We start from the raw sequence: 801 nt of genomic DNA on the forward strand, positions 1-801 counted from the left end.
CCAATTGTGTAAGAGGACTACTATCCCCCCTGATGAGCAACATTGTATTAAACGAACTGGACAAAGAGTTAGAGGCAAGAAGCCACCGGTTTGTACGGTATTGCGATGACTGTAGCATCTATGTGAAAAGTGAAAATTCAGCGACGCGCGTGCTGTCAACAATCACGGAGTTCATAGAAAAGAAGCTAAAGCTAAAAGTAAACCGTACAAAAAGTAAAGTGAGCCGTCCGATAGATAGTACGCTTCTGGGTTTCTCTTTTTATCGAAGAGAGAAAGTGTGGGCAGCGCGCATTGCGTCTAAATCGCTGAGAAAGATTAAAGAGAAGATGAAGGCTCAAACGCAGCGTAAAGCCCCCGGCAAAGTGAAAGACAAGATAAAGAAGCTGGAGGCCATAATCGTTGGTTGGGTGAATTACTTTCGGATAGCCACAGCCAAAAGCAGAATGGAAGAACTGGACAGGTGGGTAAGAACACGTCTAAGAATGGGGATATGGAAACAATGGAAAAGGCCATCAACACGGTGGAAAAACCTGAAAAGGTTGGGAATTAATGAGGGTAAAGCTTATGAGTGGAGCAACAGTCGTAAAGGGTACTGCCGCATTGCAAACAGTGCAATACTGCACCGAGCCTTGAACAACGACTACTTTACTAAACAAGGGTATGTAGGGTTCGCCAATCACTATTACTGGAAAACAACTCACCAAACTAAGTTATTCTGACAAACCGCCGTATACCGGTCGGTACGTACGGTGGTGTGAGAGGACAGAAAGCCGGCATGACCGGCTTTCTTCCTACTCGATT

General features: G+C 45.2%; 1 protein-coding gene. It reads left to right on the forward strand.

The features are described 5' to 3' along the window. Positions 1 to 719, forward strand: a 719-nt coding sequence (locus BW716_RS35055) for a group II intron maturase-specific domain-containing protein (RefSeq protein WP_255373924.1), incomplete at its 5' end; no start/stop codon positions are given. Positions 720 to 801 lie beyond the last annotated feature (82 nt).

The sequence above is a fragment of the [Flexibacter] sp. ATCC 35208 genome, assembly GCF_001975825.1.
In the GTDB taxonomy this organism is placed as follows: domain Bacteria; phylum Bacteroidota; class Bacteroidia; order Chitinophagales; family Chitinophagaceae; genus Chitinophaga.